The sequence below is a fragment of the Cytobacillus pseudoceanisediminis genome (assembly GCF_023516215.1).
GTDB lineage: Bacteria > Bacillota > Bacilli > Bacillales > Cytobacillaceae > Cytobacillus > Cytobacillus pseudoceanisediminis.
On the sequence record NZ_CP097349.1, the window covers coordinates 3,462,338 to 3,480,591 of the forward strand.

Annotated in this window: 19 protein-coding genes; 3 read left to right on the forward strand and 16 right to left on the reverse strand. The window is 40.7% G+C overall.

The window, feature by feature from the left end; translation table 11 throughout:
- Positions 1 to 831 precede the first annotated feature (831 nt).
- From M5V91_RS18590 to M5V91_RS18620, 7 genes are all read right to left on the reverse strand, one after another.
- Entirely contained in the window at positions 832 to 2,037 is a 1,206-nt protein-coding gene (locus M5V91_RS18590) for an aminotransferase-like domain-containing protein (RefSeq protein WP_251157288.1), read from the reverse strand.
- A 50-nt stretch (positions 2,038 to 2,087) separates the two neighbouring features.
- Entirely contained in the window at positions 2,088 to 3,356 is a 1,269-nt protein-coding gene (locus M5V91_RS18595) for an MFS transporter (protein ID WP_284522295.1), read from the reverse strand.
- 147 nt (positions 3,357 to 3,503) lie between these two features.
- A complete protein-coding gene (locus M5V91_RS18600; protein ID WP_251157286.1) occupies positions 3,504 to 4,892 on the reverse strand; it encodes an aminotransferase-like domain-containing protein in 1,389 nt (462 codons plus the stop codon).
- A 98-nt stretch (positions 4,893 to 4,990) separates the two neighbouring features.
- Positions 4,991 to 5,446 (reverse strand): VOC family protein, encoded by a 456-nt coding sequence (locus tag M5V91_RS18605; protein ID WP_251157285.1) that lies wholly within the window; start codon positions 5,444 to 5,446, stop codon positions 4,991 to 4,993.
- A 166-nt stretch (positions 5,447 to 5,612) separates the two neighbouring features.
- The gene (locus M5V91_RS18610; protein ID WP_217026143.1) at positions 5,613 to 6,413 is read right to left on the reverse strand and encodes a peptidoglycan-binding protein; all 801 of its coding nucleotides are present in this window, start codon (positions 6,411 to 6,413) and stop codon (positions 5,613 to 5,615) included.
- A gap of 192 nt (positions 6,414 to 6,605) precedes the next feature.
- Positions 6,606 to 6,989: a VOC family protein gene (locus tag M5V91_RS18615; protein ID WP_026041539.1), complete on the reverse strand. Its 384-nt coding sequence runs from the start codon at positions 6,987 to 6,989 to the stop codon at positions 6,606 to 6,608.
- 111 nt (positions 6,990 to 7,100) lie between these two features.
- Positions 7,101 to 7,379 carry an ArsR/SmtB family transcription factor gene (locus M5V91_RS18620; protein WP_009335310.1) on the reverse strand — a complete coding sequence of 93 codons (279 nt, stop codon included), beginning with the start codon at positions 7,377 to 7,379 and terminating at the stop codon, positions 7,101 to 7,103.
- Between the two features lie 96 nt (positions 7,380 to 7,475).
- Between M5V91_RS18620 and M5V91_RS18625 the strand changes: the two genes are divergently transcribed.
- Positions 7,476 to 7,694, forward strand: a complete 219-nt coding sequence (locus tag M5V91_RS18625; RefSeq protein WP_009335311.1) for a DUF3231 family protein — start codon at positions 7,476 to 7,478, stop codon at positions 7,692 to 7,694.
- Between the two features lie 98 nt (positions 7,695 to 7,792).
- Here the strand turns inward: M5V91_RS18625 and M5V91_RS18630 are convergent, their stop codons facing one another.
- Positions 7,793 to 8,680 (reverse strand): UCP032817 domain-containing protein, encoded by an 888-nt coding sequence (locus M5V91_RS18630; RefSeq protein ID WP_192908143.1) that lies wholly within the window; start codon positions 8,678 to 8,680, stop codon positions 7,793 to 7,795.
- A 210-nt stretch (positions 8,681 to 8,890) separates the two neighbouring features.
- Here M5V91_RS18630 and M5V91_RS18635 point away from each other — a divergent pair, with 210 nt between their 5' ends.
- Positions 8,891 to 9,043, forward strand: coding sequence for a hypothetical protein (locus M5V91_RS18635; protein WP_009335315.1), 153 nt, complete (start codon positions 8,891 to 8,893; stop codon positions 9,041 to 9,043).
- Positions 9,044 to 9,454: 411 nt separating this feature from the next.
- On the opposite strand, the gene tatA is transcribed toward M5V91_RS18635, so the two are convergent.
- From tatA to M5V91_RS18650, 3 genes are all read right to left on the reverse strand, one after another.
- A complete protein-coding gene (gene tatA, locus M5V91_RS18640; protein ID WP_009335316.1) occupies positions 9,455 to 9,691 on the reverse strand; it encodes a twin-arginine translocase TatA/TatE family subunit in 237 nt (78 codons plus the stop codon).
- Between the two features lie 72 nt (positions 9,692 to 9,763).
- Entirely contained in the window at positions 9,764 to 11,212 is a 1,449-nt protein-coding gene (locus tag M5V91_RS18645) for an alkaline phosphatase PhoX (RefSeq protein WP_226280678.1), read from the reverse strand.
- A gap of 414 nt (positions 11,213 to 11,626) precedes the next feature.
- Positions 11,627 to 12,667, reverse strand: a complete 1,041-nt coding sequence (locus M5V91_RS18650) for an NAD(P)-dependent alcohol dehydrogenase (protein ID WP_009335318.1) — start codon at positions 12,665 to 12,667, stop codon at positions 11,627 to 11,629.
- Between the two features lie 244 nt (positions 12,668 to 12,911).
- Here M5V91_RS18650 and M5V91_RS18655 point away from each other — a divergent pair, with 244 nt between their 5' ends.
- On the forward strand, positions 12,912 to 13,322 hold the full coding sequence (locus M5V91_RS18655) for a MerR family transcriptional regulator (RefSeq protein WP_009335319.1): 411 nt from the start codon (positions 12,912 to 12,914) through the stop codon (positions 13,320 to 13,322).
- Positions 13,323 to 13,617: 295 nt separating this feature from the next.
- Here the strand turns inward: M5V91_RS18655 and M5V91_RS18660 are convergent, their stop codons facing one another.
- The 5 genes from M5V91_RS18660 to copZ all read right to left on the reverse strand — a co-directional run bounded on the left by M5V91_RS18660 (position 13,618) and on the right by copZ (position 18,217).
- On the reverse strand, positions 13,618 to 14,214 hold the full coding sequence (locus M5V91_RS18660) for a nitrite reductase (protein ID WP_284522296.1): 597 nt from the start codon (positions 14,212 to 14,214) through the stop codon (positions 13,618 to 13,620).
- Positions 14,215 to 14,339: 125 nt separating this feature from the next.
- The gene (locus M5V91_RS18665; protein ID WP_369425995.1) at positions 14,340 to 14,531 is read right to left on the reverse strand and encodes a hypothetical protein; all 192 of its coding nucleotides are present in this window, start codon (positions 14,529 to 14,531) and stop codon (positions 14,340 to 14,342) included.
- A gap of 104 nt (positions 14,532 to 14,635) precedes the next feature.
- The gene (locus tag M5V91_RS18670) at positions 14,636 to 15,307 is read right to left on the reverse strand and encodes a DUF8832 domain-containing protein (RefSeq protein WP_284521429.1); all 672 of its coding nucleotides are present in this window, start codon (positions 15,305 to 15,307) and stop codon (positions 14,636 to 14,638) included.
- A gap of 165 nt (positions 15,308 to 15,472) precedes the next feature.
- On the reverse strand, positions 15,473 to 17,890 hold the full coding sequence (locus M5V91_RS18675) for a heavy metal translocating P-type ATPase (RefSeq protein WP_009335322.1): 2,418 nt from the start codon (positions 17,888 to 17,890) through the stop codon (positions 15,473 to 15,475).
- Positions 17,891 to 18,001: 111 nt separating this feature from the next.
- Positions 18,002 to 18,217 carry a copper chaperone CopZ gene (gene copZ, locus M5V91_RS18680; protein ID WP_009335323.1) on the reverse strand — a complete coding sequence of 72 codons (216 nt, stop codon included), beginning with the start codon at positions 18,215 to 18,217 and terminating at the stop codon, positions 18,002 to 18,004.
- Between the last annotated feature and the right edge of the window lie 37 nt (positions 18,218 to 18,254).

Genomic DNA, 18,254 nt, shown 5'->3' on the forward strand with positions numbered 1-18,254 from the left:
ATTTATTATTATCTTCGTCATTCTTACTAACATAAAATCACCATTGTCCATCTTTTGGGTATTGGAAAAATAGATAGATAGATAAATACGGCAGAGGTATTTTGGTTGTGAATTATTTTACAGGCTTGTTGGGGAATATTTAAATTTTAACAAAATGCGCTAAACCAATCACATACAAAAAAGAGGCTTATTTGGGATTCTAGACTTTCATTCCCTGCTCAGAAAGATTCTATAGGACATAATCTTAATATAACTCCCGAATCCTCTAATAGAGTCCATATTTCAAGAGAGAACAGTTTTCAACGGTTTAAAATCCTGATTTCACACGGCTTAAAACCCTCCTGTCTCCTTCAATACTTTCAAAAGTGATTTTATTGGGAGCACTATAAATAATGTTTGAAGTATTTTTTGCAGATAAGGAAATAATGGATATCGGAATTTCACTATCATTTCCAACTGCCGCTTTTTAACTTAATTAAGAAAAGCCCGCTTTTATGAAAAAATTGGGCTCTTCTTTTCTTATCATTATTTAACAATATACACGGCACCTTACCTTTAATGATGGCCAGTTATTGGGTGAGGAAACTTATGGGTCTTCCAGGATTTTTTTACATTCCTCTTTCTTGCAGTGTCTATGCTGTATGAATGCACGTGTGAAAGATGGGCCTCTTTCTGATTGAGTATTCCCGCTCATCCAAATTTCAAACTCCATGAATGTACCCCCGATTTTGTCGATATTGTTGAGGTTCAGATTGAATGCAGGAATGGAGTAGTTATTGAGGCTTACATACAATAAACTATACAGGATTGTGACACAGCATCTTGTTTCCGTCAGACTGTCAGCATTGAATCATTTGCTAATTCCCGATGCAATACATCTCCCATGCGCTTCATCCCTTCAATGATTTTCTCTTTAGGCATATTAGAGTAATTTAAACGCAATGTATTTGTTTGTGTGCCATTTGGGAAAAAGGGAGCACCAGGTACACAAGCAACATTGTTTTTCAGGCACTCTGTAAATATATGTGCTGAATCAATGCCCTCTGGAAGCTCAACCCAAATAAATAATCCGCCTTCCGGCCTACTGTAAGATATATTATTGGGGAAAAATTCTTCAATGCAAGATAACATAGCTGTGCATCTTTCTTTATAAACAGCTTTTATTTTATGAATGTGCTCTTCGATATCGTAAAGCTCCATATACTTTGCCGTAATTCTTTGAGCAAAACTATCAGTGTGCAAGTCAGCTGTTTGCTTGAAAGCAACATACTTATCAATGAAAAATGTGTGTGCACAAATCCATCCAAGCCGAAGACCGGGAGTGAAAATCTTCGAGAAAGTGCTTAAATAAATGACTCTGCCTTCTGTGTCAAAATGTTTTACTGGAGGGAGTTCCTTTCCAGCAAATCTTACAGCACCGTAGGGATTATCCTCAACAATCAGCACATCATATTGATTAGCAAGCTCAATCATTCTTTTTCGCCTTTCGAGTTTTAAGGTCCGGCCAGTAGGGTTTTGGAAATCAGGAATCGTATAAATAAATTTTGCATTGGGATGCTCCTGCAGCCTTTTCTCCAGCTCTTCCATCAGCATTCCATCATCATCCATTGCCACTTCAATAAATTGGGCCTTATATGACTTGAATACATTAATGGCAGCTAGATAAGTCGGACTTTCGCAAATAATAGTATCTCCCTCATTGATAAATAATCTTCCAGTAAGGTCGATTGCCTGCTGGGATCCTGATGTAATAAGAACATTTTCAAGGCTAGAGTCAATCCCAGCCATTTTCATTCTCTGACAAATAGCATCTCTCAAAGGAATATATCCTTCAGTCGTACCATATTGAAGGGCAGCCGCACCTTCTTCGTTCAATACAGCACTGCAAGCATCCTTTAAAGGGTCTACAGGAAACAGCTCTGGAGCTGGCAGTCCTCCCGCAAAAGAGATTACTTCTGGTCTTTCTGTTACTTTTAATATTTCACGTGTCTCAGAAGATGTTACAAATCGAGCTCTCTCAGCAAATTTATGTTCCATTTATAAACATTCCTTTTATATTTTTTGGAGTTAATGATCATACTGAAAATTCAGTCACTTATACTTATACTTTTCTCTTTTTGATGGATACCTGCCCAAAAAACAATGGGAATCAACAGTAATGAAAGAATAGCACCAGAAATTGAAAGGGCTGCAAAGCTGGAATATGCTACAACTATTCCCGACACACCTCCTCCTAATGCTCCTGATAAAGCAATCCATACATCGATAGAACCCTGCGTCTTAGCCCGAGTAGAAGCGTGAGTTGAATCTACAAGAATGGCCGTTCCGCTAATTAAGCCAAAATTCCAGCCAAGTCCGAGTAAAACAAGGGCTAAATTGAGTGCGGCCATTGAATCAGCAGGTCCCGCTGCAGCCAGAATGCCAGAAGCAAGCAGCGTAATAGCAGAAGCAATAGCCATAGGAGCACGGCCAATTTTATCAACAAGGAAACCAGTAAGTAACGAAGGCAAAAACATCGCACCTATATGAAATCCAATGACAAGCCCAACTTCATTCAAAGCATGGCCATGGTGTCCCATATGAATGGGTGTCATCGTCATAATGGCCATCATCACAAATTGAGTTAAAACCATTACGGCAGCTCCTGCAAAAATGCCTCGCCTTTTTATCGATGCCAAATTAGAACTTTTCTCTAAATGATTCGTTTTATTTCGTGCATCTGATATTGCTTTTGCCACAATAAAGGGATCAGGACGGAGGAACATAAATAGAACGAAACCAGCAAGTATATACGCTGCAGCCGCTAATATAAAGGGACCTGCTAAAGCAGGAACTCCTATGGATATAGCAAAATCCCCCATTACATCCACCAGGTTTGGCCCGGCAACAGCTCCGAATGTGGTGGAGACCATGGCCAGGCTAATAGCCTTTGCCCTTTGTGCCGGGTTTGCCATGTCAGTTCCAGCGTAGCGTGCTTGTAAGTTTGTAGCCGTTCCAGCCCCGTAGATGAGCAGTGAAATAAATAATAGCAGAATGCTATTTGTTAATGATGAAACCACTACCCCAATGGCACCGATGCCTCCAGCCAAAAATCCGGCGGCAAGTCCAGGCCGGCGGCCAAACCGCTGAGAAAGCCGTCCTACCAGCAGCGCAGCCCCTGCTGACCCTAAAGTAAATAACGCTGTTGGAATTCCCGTTACACTATCTGTCCCCATCATGTTTTGCGCCAGAAGTGCCCCTACTGTTATCCCGGCTGCAAGTCCTGCTCCACCAAAAATCTGGGATATGACAATGACAATTAATGTTCTTTTGTATAGTTGCTGCTGTTTTTCTGAAGAATTTATGCAGCTCTGCAGCCAAGCAGATTGGGGGCTAAAACTTTTTCACTATTTTTAACCGGCAAAATCTAACCTCCCTTATTTTCATAATATTCCAACTAGATTTCAATCATCTTAACACGTGCAAAAAAGCCATACAATATTATAATTGTATGGCAAACAATATTAGATAAGACTGTCTAACAGTCGTTTAAGGATAATCAATCCTCTCTCAAGCTCTTCAAGCGTTTCCGGGGCACAAACAGAAACTCTTACTGCCCTCTCCGGACAACTGTTTCCTACTACAAACCGTTCTGCTGCAAATACCTGAATTCCTTGCTGTTTAGCTAACGCTTCAAATTCAGCCCCTGTAATCTTGCCTGGCAATAGCAGCCAGCGAAAGATGCCTGTTTCAGCACCTAAGCACGTAAAGTCTGCCAGGTACCTGTTTACAAGTTGATTTCTGCGAATCGTCTGCTCCTGATGGCCCTCAATCAAGGCTTCAAATTGATTTGATACAATTGTACGTGCTGCCAGTTCTGCCAATAATGGCGAAACGGAAACATTCAAATTATAAAGTGCCCTTGAAATTGGCTCCTTGAATTGACTCGGCACTGCAGCATAGGCCAGCCGCAGACCCGGTGCAAACGATTTGGATAAACTTGCAATATAGATGACCTGTTCTGGTGCAAATGATGCGACTGCCGGCAGTGGTTCTTTGCTGAGAAGATGGTATGAAGCATCTTCGATAATGAACTGATTATACTTTTTGGCAATGGCTGCGATCATTTTTCGAGTCTCAACCGACATAAAGGAAGCTGTTGGATTATGATAATCCGGAATCAAGTAAATGCCTTTAATATTTTCAGTTTTACACGCATATTCAAAAGACGCTGGACACATTTCATAGTTCTCTGTTTTTATTGGCACCAGCTGCACACTAAGCATTGCTGCAGCCGTTTTTAAGCCAGGGTATGTATGCTGGTCTACTCCAATGCGGTCTCCGGGCATACATAGACTTGCCAGTGCAGCAGCAATGGCATTTTGACCCCCATTCGCAAATAAAATGTGATCAGCGGTAGTTTCTAACCCGCCTCTGCGGATTAGCTTTACCGCTGCATCCTTTTGCCAATGGCTTTCTCCTCCCCTGCCATAACCAAACCATTTTTCATAATCTGTCTCCTGCAGCATACTTTTCAGCTGGAGCATCAGCGGCTCGAAAGAAGCATTATCCGGAAGTGTTGCCCCCATTTCAATTAAGTGCTTCGGCTTTGTATCTTCTAGTAAATACGCATTCGATAACGCACCATACGATACAAAAGTGCCGCTTCCGACCGTTGCACTTAATAAGCCCTTTAACTCACAAACTTTAAATGCTTTTGAAATAGTGCTCAAATTTAAATCTAAATAATCAGCCAATTCCCGCTGTGGAGGGAGCTTGGTTCCGGGCAATAGCACTCCGTTTAAAATATCCTGTTCCAATTGCCCTGCCAGCGCTTGATAAATGGGCTTTTCTGTTTTATCAATGAATGGCTTCCACGTCATAGGATAGTTTTCAAAAGAATTAGTCGGCATGGTACGCACCCTTTTTTGTACAAGTTTTCAATGAGCTGTTTCTCCAATTATAACCCTTGTTCCACTCCACTGCCCATTTCATTTAAAAAAGAAAAATTTTAGTTTTTATTCTTCAAATACCTTTCCCAATCGCTTAGATACATCATAGATTTATCTTCAGGCTTAGATGGTAATTTACAGATAAACTCCAATGAGTTTCCATCTGGGTCATGAAAATAAACCATTGCATGTGTCTGGTCTGGCATTACAATGGGTTCAAGAGGTTTAAAGCCGAATTCTTCACGCATTTCAATGCCGCGCTTTTCCAGCCACGTTTTGGCATTCTTTAGATCTTCTAAATCTACTCTAAATGCAATATGTCTGATGGATGGATGATAAGAAAATTGTACTTGTTCACATTCCCATAACCCAAGCCAGCTTTCATTCTTAACGATCCAAAAAAATGCAGTTTTCTCATATTTTATGGCTAATTCCATTCCCAAGCCCCTGTAAAACTCAATTGACTTGCTGATATTACTTACCGGTAAATGTGCTTCGTACAGTCCTTTAATCATTTTTTCACTCCTGTCCTTCATTTTCTTAGCATTAATATACCAGTAACGGATCCATATTTCGTCCACAATATGGATGATATTTTCTACTGCTTTAAACGTATTGACCTCTTAAGGACTTTCCAAAACAAAAAAGCTGCCCCGCATGATTGTGCGGGACAGCCCATACCTATTCGATTACTTCCACACGCACGCTTTTTCGCCCCCATTGGAGGGCATCGCTGCGATTAGGAATAAACACATCTATTGAACTTCCATTTATGCCGCCGCCTATGTCCGCTGCTATCGCAACTCCATAGCCTTCAACTTTTACGATAGATCCTAGCGGAATGACACTGGGATCGACAGCAATCACTTTCGCATCAGGGTACTTATTTAAATCCAGACCCATCCGTGTCACACCTGAACAGCCCTCACAATCTGCCGTGTACGCTGTGCTTTCCACAGTCAATGTTTTACCGGCTGCTGAACCGCGCTTGGCCTTTCGGTCCAGCTCTGCTCTTGTTCTCGGGCCGGCAATTCCGTCTGCAGTTAGACCTCGCTGTTTTTGAAAGCTCTTGACGGCGCTCACTGTGCCATTTCCATAAATTCCATCTAAATTAGATTCATAGTGACCTGTTTGTTTCAATTGATATTGAATTTGGATGACCTGCTTCCCAATGTCTCCATATCTCAGCACTTTTAACGCATGGCTTGTTTGCGATCCTGCAATTCCATCAACCTTCAGATGCCGCTTACGCTGAAAATCCTTGACGGCTTCCACTGTGATAGATCCATAGTATCCTGTCGATGTATGGTACGGGAAAACCCCTTTTGTCATCAGGTAATCCTGCAATTCGGCAACATCTGACCCTGATGATCCATTGGCAAGTGTCCGATCTCCAAGTGCCGCTTCTGTAAATGAAGGAGCGGCAAGCATGAGAACTCCAGCCGCAAGAACCATTAGCATGTTTCTACATCTCTTTAACATAAAAAATCCTCCCCAATTTCTTTTTACATAAAAGAATTCGGGAGGAAATGACATTATTCGTGTATAGAAAGCAGAATCACAACGTTCGGCCCTGTATAATCCATTAATTTGAAATAATGTGTTCTATTTTGTCTGAGTAAATATTACGCGACATAATGAGAAAAAAGATCACAAAAAGTGCCTTTTTTCAAGCTAATTCTGCGCTATTTGAATAAGGTTGCCGCATGTATCATCGAAGACAGCCAATGTGACATCGCCCATTACTGTCGGCTCAATCGTAAACTTCACTCCCAGTTTTATTAATCGGTTATATTCTTCGTGAACATCAGCAACGCCAAACATTGTTGCCGGAATTCCTTCTGCAAATATCTTCTTTTGGTATTCTTTGGCGGCCGGATGTGCATTCGGTTCCAGCAATAGTTCCGTACCTTCTTGATCTTCTGGAGAAACAAGGGCGATCCACCTGTGTTCCCCGACTGGAATGTCATGCTTTTTTACAAACCCCAGCGTTTCTGTATAAAATTTTAATGCCTTATCCTGATCCTGGACGAAAATACTGGTAACAATTACTTTCATCATGTTTTTGCCTCCTTTGATATTTGTGACGGATGATTCTGTACTAACCATCTGAGCCCCAGCAAAACAAGCCCGCACATTAGTTAGAATACCTATTCCGCCTTTAGTAAATTACTCTAGCCATCCTTTCAGCAAATTTTTAAGTGGCTGGTTATTGAAAATAATTACGCGATATTTTCCCTTTCGTTCGGATTTTATAAGCTCTGCATCTTCCAATACAGAAAGATGTTTAGCTATTGCCTGCCGCGAAATGGAAAGATCGTGCTTCATAATGAGACGAGCCGTTAATTCATACAGCGTCATCTCTTTACGTTCGGACAGTTCGTCCAATATAAGCCGCCGAGTCGAATCACCAAGTGCTTTGAATATAGCGTCTTTGTCCCAATTCATATTTCGATTATAAGCAACCTTGTGGTTACTTGTCAACACAAGCAACTTAAGGGTTGCGTAATGGTGGTGCCGTATCAAACTCGACGGTAAGCACCAATGTTGTACCATATGGGTTTTCTGGCTCAAACTGCTCAAGGATATTACGGAACAGGCCTAGCCGAATCCAAGCGAACAGACTTGGCCTTAGCTTATGAAGAAGCCAATCTAAAGACATTGGGAATCACCAGAAAATGGTTCGGTATCATGGCGAAAAACAAGTGGTTTGAACAGCCGCCACTTGCTCCCAATAGAAAAGAGCTTGCTCAGGATAAATAAGTTTTCCCCCTCATTTGTGTGAGCGATGTTCCCCCAGTCAATGTTTTACCGGCAGCTGAGCCGGGCTTGACCTTTCGACCAGCTCGGCTCTCTTTTTATTAATCTCCGCCCCCGCCGCAGCTTGAACAGGAACTGCAGGATGAGCAGGAACTGCAGGAGCTGCCCGACCCGCAGCTTGTACTGCTTGATAAAAGCTTGCTGCTGATTTTCATGTAACTGGAAAAATCATCATAATGAAAATAGGACACAGATAAAAAAGGAACAAGCATTGCGTTATAATTTTGCTGATTTTTTCTTTTTCTCATCATTTCTTGTATAGCGCTTTTTTCGTAATTTTTTACTTTCTTTGCTGTTTTTTTCATGGCAGAAATAAGTGAGATCACAGTAGCCATATACTTGCTATCACTCTTAAAATAGAGCTCTATTAGTTCATTTTCCGGCAAACGTTTAAACTCATCAATTATATTTGGAGGTACAGGGAATCTGTAAAATCCCTTATAAAGATGGATATTTTCATTTCTTATGAAAAAGAGCTCACCATACACCCAATCAAAAAATCCGCGTAAATCAGGTTCAGGCGACTTTTTTAGATTCGGACTATGATGAAGAGTGCTTCCTAAATATTCTTTTGAAAAATCATCATATTCACGGGTAAACATGAGCATCTGATGCCACAAATCATCAACCTTTTCGCTGAACATAGGGGACTCTTTTAAAAGAGAAGTCAAAATAAAGTAGCGTTTTAAATCCAGCAAACGCCAGCTGTACTCATTTTCTTTTAGTTTAATTTCTTTCATTACCCTCTCTTCTACGTTCCCCATATAAGTTTTACTAAGAGATCTCTCCAGGTGATCACTTAGCTTTTTTAACCCTTTAATCGGCTTTATATCTAATGATTTTGGAGATAAACCAAATTTAAATGAGACCTTTTTTCGCAAAAATAAAATAAACCAGATAACCACTGGAAGCATGAGTAACCAGACCATGTAATCCCCCTTATACATTTCTTTATTACTATTACGAATTTCATTGTCGAGGGTTCCATATTTTTCAATTTTTATATTCATTAGTCCAAAAGAAAAGCCGCCTTCACGGCAGCGCCCAATATAAGAACTATTTAAGATAATATTACACCCGCATAATCCCCTCTTAGTACTTGTTTCTCATTCTGGTTCGAACAAAGGAAAGAGGCCGCAATGGCCATTCTGTTATGGACATTAAATCGCACCTTCAAGAGTATGTCGAACTCTCTGATTGCCAATGTAAAAGTTGTTCCTGGCGTATATGGATTTGTGAAGAAGGCAGGTCAAATGATACTTGAAGGGAAGGGACTAAGGGAAGTTGAATAAGTCCTGCCTTTTCTATCTTTCGTACAGGCCCGAAAACAACTATTGGTTCTCCATCGAATATTCAAATGATTTTGGTTCTATATCGTATAGGTTTTAAAAAAATTAAAGGCTGTCCATAAAAGACCGTAACTTAACGATCTTCAGGGACAGCCTCCATCACTTTTGCTATATTCTTTCCTGTTTTGGAACAAAGACGGCAGGTGAAGCACTTATTGCAATGAATCTCTTTTACGGAAGTCTCCTTGCTTTCTTCTTTTAATTTGAGTGGACTAGTGGCAGTCATTAAAAGAACACCCTTTCTATTGGACACAGGTTGAAATTTTTCAATTCATTTGATAAACAGGGAGAGAAATTGTCTCTATCCCCCTCCCTGTTCTTTAAAAAAGCGAGAATTCCGGTAAAAAGCAGGCTTTAATTCACAGTCTTACTTTCCTTTGTCTCTATTGCCTTTAGATGGGCTTTCTCTTTCACATTTTTCGTTTCTTCATTCTCTTCAGCACCATTTGCTAAGTCACGGGTCGCTTTCTTGAATTCCTTCAACGTATTGCCAAAAGCTCGTCCAATTTCCGGAAGCTTTGAAGGTCCAAATATAATTAACGCAATCACCAGGATTAAAATGAGCCCGGGTATCCCGATATTCTGCAGCATCCTGCACCTCCGTAATCTGGATGGCTATTATCCTCCAGAGAATTCCCATTAAAACTCATATAAATTTAGCACTTATAGAATTGGCATTCCATGACGCTCTAATGCAGCTGCTTCCAGTATGCTCATTCCTTGCTCTTCGGCAAGTGATGCGACTTTGCCGGACACAATCGGGCCGAGGCCGGCAGGCGGAGCAGCATGTCCCATGGCCCTTTGGCGGGCAGAGTTTCGCCTCGCAAATGGTCCCCAAATCGCAAATGTGATACCTGGGGTTTGAATATTTACAAAGAACGTATTTCCATCAGGGGAGAATGCCGGTCCGGCAAATTCAGAGCCATTCAATGTGTTCTCAGCAAAGGTATAAACCTTTCCCTCAGGTGTCAGGCCAATGATTCTGTCATTCCCGCCGCCATCTTCAGCAATCCAAAGGTCACCCCAGGGACTCATACAAATATTGTCTGGCATTTCCAAATCATTTTTATCAGTGGATTCATAAAAAAGTTCTAATGTATTTGTAGCAGGAATGTAGCGGTAAACACGGCCAAGGCTGCCATCCCCGGCACTCGTATCGTCAAACCAGAACACACCAGCAGAAAAGAACGCACCTTCTAAGCGGCTAAACTGAATACAGCCTTTGTCTTTGGCATCCTGCTGTGCGCGTTCTGGATTGATTTCCTTCCACACGACGCCAAATTTTTGTCCTTTTTCAAACGAACTTGCTTTAGATGCCGGAAGTTCATCGATTGCCAATGCCTCCAATTTCCCTCCTTTTTGAAGGGAGCCGAGAGTCCGGGTACGGTCATTTGGAGTAAACCGATAAAGGAAGCTTGGGCTCGCATCTTCTGTCAGATACCATATCCCTGTTGCAGGGTCGACTGCACAGGCTTCATGAGAGAAGTAACCCATATCACGGATTGGGGTTTTCGACATTTCGTTTTCCGGATCAAGCGGGTTGACTTCAAAAACAAAGCCATGTCCCAATTCCCGTGTCTCTTCACATGTTAACCAAGTCCCCCAGGTTGTGGAGCCACCGGCACAGTTGCGGATTGTACCAGAACTTGTCACATACTCCTGAATAACCTCTCGGTTCGAACCAACGACTAATGCAGTTGTACCTCCTGCAGCACCTTTGCTCCAAGGATTTTTTCCGTTTACAGGGTATTGAGAATTTGTGCTGTTTTCATGATTCCGTACAAGAATGGTCGTGTTTTTCTCTCCTCTATAAGCAGCCATTCCATCTAGCATGGCAGGCACGAGGTCCCCGTTTGACATTTTATCGCCCGTTTTGGATATAATTTTGTAATGGAACCCTCTAGGAAGATCTAATATTCCGTTTGGATCTTTTACTAATGGGCCATATCCGCCAAAACCACTAGTTGGATTGTTGCCTGGTGCTGCAGCTAATGTCTTTGTGATGCCGCCTAAAGAATAGACACCCGACGCTCCTAAAGCAACTGCTAACGTACCTGCTCCTCCAGCTTTTAAAAAGTCCCGTCTGTTCATGCCGCTATTGTTCAATCTCATCCGCCTCCTGATAAATAATTTGATGACTTATGATCCTTTGCTTCCGTGTCCACTATCATAAGTTATCAGACTATTCTTAAATGAATATTAAATATATGTAAGGCTTTAGTAAAAACCTATTAAAAATATCGATTAATTTTTCATTGATGAACTGGTTAGGATCTTGAAATAGGCGTTAAAAAGATTCTCATTTTCATAGATTTAGGATCTAATTTAAAAGACTTATAAATAAAAAAGGACAGCGAAACTTTGACCTGCTTTTGTCAGCACTTTATTCATATGGGATCTATCTGTAGTTTGGGGGATTATTGGAGAATGGCTTCAACGCTACTTTTTGTACGATCATTCGAAAAAAAGTGTCTTGAAAGCCAGCCTTTCAAGACACCTTACAATGATTAACTTATCATTCACACATCACATTGTACTAATATCAATTACAAATCGATACTTCACATCTGAAGCTAATACTCGTTCGTAAGCATCATCTATTTGATCAGCTGTAATGACTTCAATCTTTGGAACGATGTTATGTTTTGCACAGAAATTCAGCATTTCCTGAGTCTCACGGATGCCTCCAATCATTGAACCCGCAAAGGAACGGCGATGGCCGATGAGTGAGAACACATTGACTGACAATGGCTCTGCAGGAGCACCCACGTTAACCAATGTTCCGTCAAGCGTGAGCAGTGAGAAGTAAGCATCTATGTCGATTTTCGCACTTACCGTGTTAATAATTAAGTCAAACGTTCCGGCAAGTTTTTTGAAAGTTTCCGGGTCGCTTGTGGCAAAGTAATGATCTGCTCCGAATTTCAGGCCGTCTTCTTTTTTATTCAATGTTTGCGAAAGGACTGTCACTTCTGCACCCATGGCATGTGCAATTTTGACAGCCATATGGCCAAGGCCGCCCATACCGACAACCGCTACTTTCTTGCCCGGCCCAGCTTCCCAATGATTTAACGGCGAATAAGTAGTAATACCCGCACAAAGCAGCGGGGCTGCCGCATCAAGCTCAATGCTATCAGGAATTCTGAGTACGAACTCTTCCTGTACTACAATGTGCGTAGAATAGCCGCCTTGAGTAGGCTCGCCGTATTTGTCCACACCCGCATAGGTTTGGATATTTCCTTTGAGGCAGTATTGTTCTTCTCCTTTACGGCAGTTTTCACACTCACCGCAGGAGTCAACCATACATCCGACTCCTACCCGGTCTCCTGCCTTGTACTTTGTCACCTCAGCTCCTACTTCCGCAACAATTCCTGCAATCTCATGCCCGGGTACGAGTGGATAGTTCACAGGCCCCCACTCCCCGTGAGCAGTATGAATATCGGAGTGGCAAATGCCGGCATATTTAATTTCAATCAGAACATCATGCAAATCCAGATCACGCCTTTTAATTTCAGCCGCTCTAAACGGCTTGTCGGGACCATCAACAGCCCGCGCTTTAGCAGTTATCATAAATAAGACCTCCTGTATTTTTTAAGAGAATGATAGATTTAAAATAGTACTCAATTATGTCCCATCATTTATCTCTTTTCACAACCATGTTAAGGCTTATAGTTAACTCTAGGTCAAGCGATAAATTTAAAATTTTTTTCATGCTCATTAAAGTGACTTTGACATTTACAAAATACCATGGTAATCTCACGTCAAACCTTATAGTTAACTCTAGGTCTATATCTATAAGAATAGGAGATAAATAATGAAGACATACACGATCAGTGAAGTGGCAAAGGAATTGAATCTGACAGTATATACCCTCCGCTACTACGATAAGGAAGGTCTGATGCCTTTTGTAGAACGGACCCCCAGCGGAAACCGCTTGTTTAAAGAATCCGACCTTAGCGCTCTAAAAGTAATAGAATGCCTGAAAGCCACCGGGATGCCTATAAAGGAGATTAAAAATTTCATTGATTGGTGTTCTGAAGGGGATGCCACACTGCAGCAAAGATATGACATGTTTCTGGAGCGAAGAGCAAATGTAGAAGCACAAATGGAAGAACTAAGAAAAACAATGGAAGTCATCGAGCATAAATGCCTATACTACAAGACTGCACTGGAAGCCGGAACGGAAGATATTCATAAAGAAGATAAAATAGAGATTAATAGCTGACAGAAAGCCGCCTGTATTTAATACAGATGGCTTTCTTTTTAACTAAAAAAGGTCTAATAAAAATCACAGTACACAATCCAGTCATGTTTTTCTTGATTATAAAAAAATTAGAAACTGCCACTATCTGCAATGTTGAAATGGGCCTTTTCATCAGAACTTAATTGAAATACAAAGGGGTACTCTTCTCAAAAAAATTCCACCTTGTGCAAAAGCAGGATACTTTTAATCTTTCATCACTATAGAGATTGAATGAAAATTCCCGTTAGGTTAATTGGCAGCTATATTTCAGTTGTTATTAACTGATTAATTGACCTCTGCCAATCCGTTTCAAAAATTTATAGAATGTCTCCCGCTTTTTCCCCATTTGTGAGTAGACAGATATAATCTTTTCTACAACAGCGTACAGTTCTTCTGGCGTAAGATTCTCCACCAACAAGGAACCAACCTCAGCGTCTTTGCCTTTTGCTTTGCCTCCAACATATAAATTGTAATGCTCTCTAATTTTCATAATACCTATATCGCTTAACAGGGGCTCACCGCAGCCAATAGGGCAGCCAGTATACGCAACCTTTAAGGTAAAGGGAACAGGCTTGCCGGCTATACGGCGATTTATCTCTTTTGCTACTGGCATTCCCTCTTCCTCTTCCCCTTTGCAAAAATTACAGGTCCTCAAGCTTTTAACAAAGGATCCAACTGGATAACATGCTAATCCGACATGCTGGAATTCCGCTATAATCTCTTCCTTTTTATTTTCTGGAATCTCTATATAGAGTTGTTGAAAAGTTGTTAACTCAAGTTCTTCATCTTCATCCATATACTTTGAAATCATCAATAGTTGTTTAGAGGAGAGTTTTGCACCAAATCCTATTCCTCCGTTTATAGCTAGCTTTATTTTTTTGAATCATTCTCCATTTTTTTCTCCCCTTTATACTCCTTTATTTACCCTACCAACAGAGGGTATAATAAATGGTTAAAAGTATAACCTCCTCAGTATCTAGCTGCAGGAAATATCTAATTTTAAATTTTTAGTATCTTCTTTATTTCACCTATATTTTGTTCAAACCCAATAAGGACCTTAGGCTTACTCATCCATCCTAATAAGGATTTATTTTTAAACACAAAAGCTGGAACAATTCTAGTACCCGTAATTTTAATTAGATCTTCCTCTTTATGCGGTTGTTTTGTTAGATCGTATTCAATATAGGATATTTTATTTTGGGAAAGAAACTCTTTCCCCGCCTGGCAGTCTGTTCATGTAGGTCTTGTATAAAGCTCAAGCTGAACTATTGTCATAATCACTTCCCCTTTTTTGTTTATTTAACTTCTATAACGAATGGGTAGACATTCACTTGTCCTTCAAATTTGAATTCAGCCCAAACCTTATAAATGCCCGGCTTATCAAATTTCGTGTCAAATACTGTTTTATCATCTGCCACAGGGTGAACATGGATATATTTTTCTCCATCTTCATCCAAGACAACAACATGGCCTAAGGCGCCTAAATGAGGCTCAGGTTTTGCATCCTTCAAATCAAAATTAAGAGTTACCTCTTTGCTGATCTCAAATGATTCAGCAGTTAATTCAACCGTTTTACCATTGATTGTCTTTGTAAAATCCGTATCGGCAGCGAGATCGTTATTACCGTGTTCATGATGCGCTTCACCAGCATGGAATTCAATAGGCATTACTGAATATTGAAGACCTTTTGGTTTTATATCAACGAAAGCTTTATATGAATTACCCTCTAAACTTACTTTCTGTTTGTAGATTCCATCTCCCATTTTCTCTGGATGTAAATGATGGTACTCTTGTAAGTCTGAACCTACGACAATAAAGTGCATGTATTTTTCATGGGAAACTTCCAGTTCCGGAACATGGTTATTTTTATCTTTTAACTCAATGGTGATTTCTCCGTTAGCGTAGGATACTTTTGGTGTAACTTCGCTAATAGTATTTGTACTATGGTCCCCGTGGTCGTGGTTCATATTTTCTCCCTCCTGATTAGTAGTTTTTTGATTAGCGTGTTCCTCAGTTTTTGGATTTATACTTGCATACACATTGTAGCCTGCGATAACTGCCCCAAGGTACACGATAGCCGAAAGCGTCCAAATCAAAATACCTTTTTCAAAATAGGTCCCTCCTTTCTACATTTAAGCTTTTAACTTAATCCTTTGAAGCCTTAGTGCGTTAAGAACAACCGATACAGAACTAAATGCCATCGCTGCCCCCGCTAACCAAGGAGCTAAGAAACCAGCTGCTGCGATTGGAATTCCTATGACGTTATAGGCAAGTGCCCAGAATAGATTTTGTTTAATATTCGTGATTGTTTTCTTACTCATGAAAATCGCATCTGCAATACTCGATAAATCGCCTCGGATGAGGGTGATGTCGGCTGCTTCCATTGCCACATCGGTACCTGTACCAATCGCCATACCGATATCAGCTGTCGCAAGTGCAGGGGCATCGTTGATTCCATCCCCAACCATGGCCACTTTTTTACCAGCTTGCTGAAGCTTTTTTACTTCTTCAGCCTTGCCTTCTGGTAAAACCTCCGCAATGACTTTCTTAATTCCAACTTGGTCCGCAATAGCTTTTGCTGTTTGGGTATTATCCCCTGTGATCATTACTACTTCTAAGCCCATTTTGTTTAAGCGGGCAATGGCTTCTTTAGATGTATCCTTAATGGTATCAGCAACGGCAACCATACCTGCATAGCTGCCATCAATTGCTACTAACATAGCTGTCTTCCCTTGCTTCTCCAAGTTCTCCATTTTGGACAATACTTCATGAACATTGACACTATATTTAGCCATGAGTCTTCGTGTCCCGATTAATAACTGCTTACCTTTCACCGTTGACTGGATACCGAAACCAGGGATAGCTTCAAATGCCTCCGATGACCCAAGATTAATTCCTTTTTCTTTGATACCTTCCACAATGGCTTCTGCAAGTGGATGTTCGGAGTTTCTTTCAGCTGTGCCAACCAGCGTAAGAAATTCGATTTCATCTATTCCTTCTGCTAAAATGACATCCGTTAAGGACGGCTTACCGTTTGTAACTGTCCCTGTTTTATCCAGGATAATCGTATCTAAACGATGTGTTGTTTCAAGGTGTTCCCCACCTTTAAATAAAATCCCAAATTCAGCTGCACGGCCTGAACCGGCCATAATCGAAGTTGGTGTTGCAAGACCAAGGGCACAAGGGCAAGCAATAACTAGAACCGCAATGAATTTTTCAAGAGCATCTGCAAAATCTCCAGGATTGATATAGAAAAACCACACAAGGAAAGCAATAATCGCTATACCAACTACAATCGGTACAAAAATACCTGAAATTACGTCTGCCAATCGCTGGATTGGTGCTTTAGAGCCTTGGGCTTCTTCAACTACCTTAATGATTTGAGCTAAAGCTGTATCTTTTCCAACCTTTGTTGCTTTAATTTTCAAGAATCCATTTTTATTAATTGTTGAACCAATAACGCTATCTCCAATCGTTTTATCAATTGGAATACTTTCACCCGTTAACATTGATTCATCAAGGGCTGATCTTCCTTCCACAATCTCACCATCTACCGGTACCTTTTCACCAGGTTTCACATAAACAATATCCCCTTCTAAAACTTCTTGGATTGGGATAATCATTTCTTGGCCATCACGAACGACTGTTGCATTTTTCGCCTGAAGTCCCATTAACTTCTTAATCGCCTCAGATGAGCGGCCTTTCGCCTTCGCTTCAAACAGTTTACCTAATAGAATTAAGGTAATAAGAACAGCACTCGTTTCATAATAGAGCTCAACCATGTGGCCATCGGAGCCTATCGATGCAAAGCTTAGATACAAACTATAGAAATATGCAGCTGATGTACCAAGAGCAACTAGCACATCCATATTTGCACTCTTGTTTCTTAACGCCTTATAGGCCCCAACATAAAACTGTTTACCAACCACAAATTGAACTGGTGTCGCCAGGGCTAGCTGTACCCAAGGATTCATAAACATGTCGGGCAGCCAAACGAATGACGTAAATTCAAAATGACTAACCATTGCCCACAATAGCGGGAATGATAAAATGGCAGAGAAAAGAAACTTTCCTTGCTGCTTTTCTATCTCTTTTTGTCGATGGTCAACCTGTTCCCCTGCATTTTCTTTCTTTTGTTCAAGGTTATAGCCTAACTTTTTAATTGCCTCTTTCATTTCAGGGATAGAAACTTGCTCAGGATTATATTCAACCAGAACAGTTTCTATTGCATAGTTAACCCCTGCTTTTTCAACTCCATCCAGCTTATTTAAGCGTTTTTCAATTTTATTGGCACAGGCTGCACAGGTCATTCCTGTAATATCAAACTCTACTTTCTCACTTACAACGTTATACCCTAAAGATTCGACTTTCTCCTTAAATTTTGCTGTGCCAGTTTTATCTGGATCATATTTGATGTTTGTTTTCTCAAGGGCAAAGTTCACGTTGGCGTCTTCGACTCCCTCGATTTTCTTCAATCCTTTTTCAATTCTTGTTGCACAAGCAGCACAAGTCATTCCAGCAATTTGAAGGGTTGCTTCCTTCTGGCTCATATTTTTCACTCCTATCGTCCTCATACTCCAGTGGGGTATGTTTTTTTCCGAAAACAGATCGCGCTGAAAAGGGCACGATCTGCTTCATTTTTATTTAACAACTACATAAACTTAGGCTGGTTGTTCGATATCATATCCTTGTTCTTCAATAACATCTGTAATTTCGTTCAAGCTTACTGTATTTGAATCAAATGTCACATCCACCTTACCCTCTGAAAGATGAACCTTGACAGACTCAACACCCTTTAACTTCCCTACATTACCTTCAATTGAATTGACACAATGCACACAAGACATTCCTTGAACGTTAAGTGTTACTTGTTCCATAAAAAATTCCTCCTTAATCATCGGTATATATACTATA

What these genes read in the sequence shown, in the direction of transcription:
- tatA (WP_009335316.1), bottom strand. Translation starts at nt 9,691, where the DNA reads ATGCTGCAGAATATCGGGATACCCGGGCTCATTTTAATCCTGGTGATT.
- M5V91_RS18635 (WP_009335315.1), top strand. Translation starts at nt 8,891, where the DNA reads ATGGCCATTCTGTTATGGACATTAAATCGCACCTTCAAGAGTATGTCG.
- M5V91_RS18625 (WP_009335311.1), top strand. Translation starts at nt 7,476, where the DNA reads ATGTTGTACCATATGGGTTTTCTGGCTCAAACTGCTCAAGGATATTAC.
- M5V91_RS18610 (WP_217026143.1), bottom strand. Translation starts at nt 6,413, where the DNA reads ATGTTAAAGAGATGTAGAAACATGCTAATGGTTCTTGCGGCTGGAGTT.
- M5V91_RS18590 (WP_251157288.1), bottom strand. Translation starts at nt 2,037, where the DNA reads ATGGAACATAAATTTGCTGAGAGAGCTCGATTTGTAACATCTTCTGAG.
- M5V91_RS18620 (WP_009335310.1), bottom strand. Translation starts at nt 7,379, where the DNA reads ATGAATTGGGACAAAGACGCTATATTCAAAGCACTTGGTGATTCGACT.
- M5V91_RS18655 (WP_009335319.1), top strand. Translation starts at nt 12,912, where the DNA reads ATGAAGACATACACGATCAGTGAAGTGGCAAAGGAATTGAATCTGACA.
- M5V91_RS18670 (WP_284521429.1), bottom strand. Translation starts at nt 15,307, where the DNA reads ATGAACCACGACCACGGGGACCATAGTACAAATACTATTAGCGAAGTT.
- M5V91_RS18615 (WP_026041539.1), bottom strand. Translation starts at nt 6,989, where the DNA reads ATGAAAGTAATTGTTACCAGTATTTTCGTCCAGGATCAGGATAAGGCA.
- M5V91_RS18675 (WP_009335322.1), bottom strand. Translation starts at nt 17,890, where the DNA reads ATGAGCCAGAAGGAAGCAACCCTTCAAATTGCTGGAATGACTTGTGCT.
- M5V91_RS18605 (WP_251157285.1), bottom strand. Translation starts at nt 5,446, where the DNA reads ATGATTAAAGGACTGTACGAAGCACATTTACCGGTAAGTAATATCAGC.
- M5V91_RS18650 (WP_009335318.1), bottom strand. Translation starts at nt 12,667, where the DNA reads ATGATAACTGCTAAAGCGCGGGCTGTTGATGGTCCCGACAAGCCGTTT.
- M5V91_RS18630 (WP_192908143.1), bottom strand. Translation starts at nt 8,680, where the DNA reads ATGGTCTGGTTACTCATGCTTCCAGTGGTTATCTGGTTTATTTTATTT.
- M5V91_RS18600 (WP_251157286.1), bottom strand. Translation starts at nt 4,892, where the DNA reads ATGCCGACTAATTCTTTTGAAAACTATCCTATGACGTGGAAGCCATTC.
- copZ (WP_009335323.1), bottom strand. Translation starts at nt 18,217, where the DNA reads ATGGAACAAGTAACACTTAACGTTCAAGGAATGTCTTGTGTGCATTGT.
- M5V91_RS18645 (WP_226280678.1), bottom strand. Translation starts at nt 11,212, where the DNA reads ATGAGATTGAACAATAGCGGCATGAACAGACGGGACTTTTTAAAAGCT.